This is a genomic window from Aeromonas sp. R1-1 (assembly GCF_040908495.1).
In the GTDB taxonomy this organism is placed as follows: domain Bacteria; phylum Pseudomonadota; class Gammaproteobacteria; order Enterobacterales; family Aeromonadaceae; genus Aeromonas; species Aeromonas veronii.
Window position 1 is genome coordinate 1 of sequence record NZ_JBFODV010000026.1, and the last position, 2,947, is coordinate 2,947.

Genomic DNA, 2,947 nt, shown 5'->3' on the forward strand with positions numbered 1-2,947 from the left:
ATGTGGGCGAAGGCTTCCAGCCCGACGAAACACCAGAACATCACCGCCAGCGCGGTGGCCATAGGGGGCCACTCATCCGCGCTCGGCAGCGGCCGGGCCGCATCGCGCCAGCTCACCTCCCCCTTGAACCAGATCAGCAGGGTGAGCCCCAAAATGGCGAGCGCAATCAGCAGTTGCAGATTGCCGGAGGAGCGCGCCCCGCGCAGCCCCAGCAGAAAGACCCCGAGCAGGGTCAGCAGCTGGATGGCCCAGAGGGTCCACTCCCCCATCTCGAACAGGGCATGCCAGAAGCCGGCGGCAATCATCAGGGCGGCAGGCAGCCCCACCGGCAGCACAGCCAGAAAGAGGAAGGCGGAGAAGCGCTCAGCGCCGTTGCCAAAGGCGAGGCCAATCAGGTGCGGCGCACCGCCCGCATGGGGATAGCGACGACCGAGGCGAGCGAAGGTAAAAGCGATGGGCAGCACCAGCGCAATCAGCAGCAACCAGGCCCAGAGCGAGGCCCCGCCCGCCAGCGAGGCGGCTGTCGCCGGTACCACGAAGATCCCGGTGCCGAGCAGCGAGGTGGCGAGCAGCCCCATCCCCTGCCAGAGCCCGAGATCCTTTTTCAACCCAGACATATCCTTTTGTCCCGACTAGAAAAACATCCCGCCATGTTAGGCCTGCTCCGCCCCTTTGTTAAGCACGATGGTTAATCGCGGCTGCGAGAATATGCAGCCTTTTATTCGGGCTCGGGCCCAGCTTGCAGGGACTCGGCCAGAAAATCCCCCAGCAGGGTGATTTTGAGCACCTGCCGCCGCGCCGCCGGATAGATGAAGTAGAGGGTCTTGGCCGGGCTCTGATAGCGGCCAAGCAGCGGCAGCAGACGCCCCGCAGCGATATGCTCACGCACCTGTTCGGCTGGCTGCAAGGTGATGCCAGCCCCCGAGAGCGCAGCCGTCAACAAGGCTGGCCAGTGATTGATGCGCAGGCGCGAGGCGACCCGCACCTCCTCGCTCTGACCATCCTCGCCAACAAACTGCCAGCGCTCATGCTCCCCCCAGTTGCCGTGCAGACACTGGTGGCGAGCGAGATCGGCCGGATGACGGGGCACGCCGTGGCGATTGAGGTAGTCGGGGGCAGCGCAGAGGCGGTAGTGCTGGGTCAGCAGCGGACGGGCAATAAGTGCCTCATCCTGCGGGCGCAGGGTGCGGATGGCGGCATCGAACCCCTCCTCCACCAGATCGACCCAGCGCGGAGTAAGCTGCAGATCCAGATCCAGCTTGGGGTAGCGGTCGAGAAAAGCGGGCAGCAGCGGCACCAGCCGGTGGTGGCCAAAGCTGAGGGGAGCGGCGATGCGCAGCCGTCCGGCCGGCTCGGCCAGCAGGTTCTGGGTGAGCGACTCGGTCAGTGCCAGCTCCTCCAGCACCCGCTGGCAGCGAGCCAAAAACAGCTGGCCCAGTTCGGTGAGGGTCTGCTGGCGGGTGGTCTTGTGAAACAGCTTGCCCCCCAGCCACTGCTCCAGCCCCAGCACATGCTTGCCCACCATCTGGGCGCTGATCCCCTCTTCGCTCGCCACCGCGCTGTAGGAGCCGAGATCCACCACCCGGGTGAAGATACGCATGCTGGTCAATCGGTCCACAACCCCTCCTTTTTGCCCGTTTCAAGGCCGTTTGGCCCGCGACAAGGGCCCTAATTCACAACCAAAAGTTTAGTAAGAAATGGATTTTAGCCAATTTATTTAACTTTTGGTTACCAATACAGTGATGCCATCCCTCCCCCACAGGATAAATTCCCATGAAAAGCACCTATCTGGCCGCCCTGCTGGTCGGTCTACTGGCGAGCGGCGCCAGTCAGGCTGCCGAGAGCAGCTTTATCAGCAACCACGACCATGCCCCTGCCTCAGCAACTCAAGCCCGGCCCGATATCTTTCGGGTCAGCCTGCTCGGCACCGGCACTCCGGTGCCCCAGATCAGCCGGGGCGGCTACAGCACTCTGGTCGAGGCGGGCAACCAGAAGCTGGTGTTCGATTTTGGCCGCAACTCCGCAACTCGCCTGTGGCAGCTGCATATCCCCATCGGCCGGGTCAACGCCTTCTTCCTCACCCACTTTCACTCCGACCACACCAACGGGCTGGCGGATCTCTGGCTGACCGGCTGGCTGCAACCGGCCTATGGCCAGCGCCACGCGCCGATGGAACTCTACGGCCCCAAAGGCACCACAGCTCTCGCCCGTGGCTTGCAGCAGGCCTACGCCACCGACATCGCCACCCGGGTCAAGGATGAGGGAACGCCGCTGGACGGGGTGGAGATCAACAGCCACGAGGTCACCGCCGGGGTGGTCTACAACCATGACGGAGTCAAGGTAACCGCCTTTGACAACGACCACGGGGTCAACATCAAGCCGTCATTCGGCTATCGCATCGACTACCACGGCCACAGCGTGGTGCTCTCCGGCGATACCCGCTACAGCCCCGAAGTGGTGAAGCAGGCCAAAGGGGCCGACCTGCTGGTGCACTGCGTCTCCATGACCTCTGCCGAGCAGATGAAGGCCAACCCCGGCTACAAGGCGATCGCCGGTCACCTCGCCTCCCCCGAGCAGGCGGCCCGGGTAATGAACGAAGCCAAACCGGCGCTGACCGTGTTCAGCCATATCGGCCTCAACGGCAAGATCAGGGTCAAAGATCTGGCGCAGGATCTGCGCGCCCGCTACTCGGGCCCCTTTGTCATCGGCAACGACCTGATGCAGATTGATCTGCCCACCACGGCCTCCGGCAAGGGCTATGCCCTCTGGCAGTCGGAGAATATCGACAACAAATAGAGGCACGGATGCCGGTCAGCCATGGTCGGCATCCGCAATCGACACCGGGGGCTATCTTTAGGCTCTGTCCCAATTACGTGTTGAAAGGCTAATCTTGAAGTAGGCCATCACCTTGAGGTCTACCATCATGGATACCCCAGCCTTTCAACAC

3 protein-coding genes are annotated in these 2,947 nt (G+C 63.1%); 1 reads left to right on the forward strand and 2 read right to left on the reverse strand.

Features of this window, described 5'->3' with window-relative positions:
* Both AB5Y92_RS01215 and AB5Y92_RS01220 read right to left on the reverse strand, forming a co-directional pair.
* A partial coding sequence (locus AB5Y92_RS01215; protein WP_368225230.1) for an amino acid permease occupies positions 1 to 617 on the reverse strand: 617 nt, incomplete at its 3' end.
* 101 nt (positions 618 to 718) lie between these two features.
* Positions 719 to 1,618 carry a LysR family transcriptional regulator gene (locus AB5Y92_RS01220; RefSeq protein WP_100646564.1) on the reverse strand — a complete coding sequence of 300 codons (900 nt, stop codon included), beginning with the start codon at positions 1,616 to 1,618 and terminating at the stop codon, positions 719 to 721.
* Between the two features lie 155 nt (positions 1,619 to 1,773).
* On the opposite strand from AB5Y92_RS01220, the gene AB5Y92_RS01225 reads away from it, so the two are divergent.
* Complete coding sequence (locus tag AB5Y92_RS01225) at positions 1,774 to 2,796, forward strand: MBL fold metallo-hydrolase (RefSeq protein ID WP_040066634.1); 1,023 nt, start codon at positions 1,774 to 1,776, stop codon at positions 2,794 to 2,796.
* Positions 2,797 to 2,947: the final 151 nt, after the last annotated feature.

Bases quoted from the DNA above. Each gene is read 5' to 3' on its own strand.
- AB5Y92_RS01225 (WP_040066634.1), top strand. From the start codon at position 1,774: ATGAAAAGCACCTATCTGGCCGCCCTGCTGGTCGGTCTACTGGCGAGC.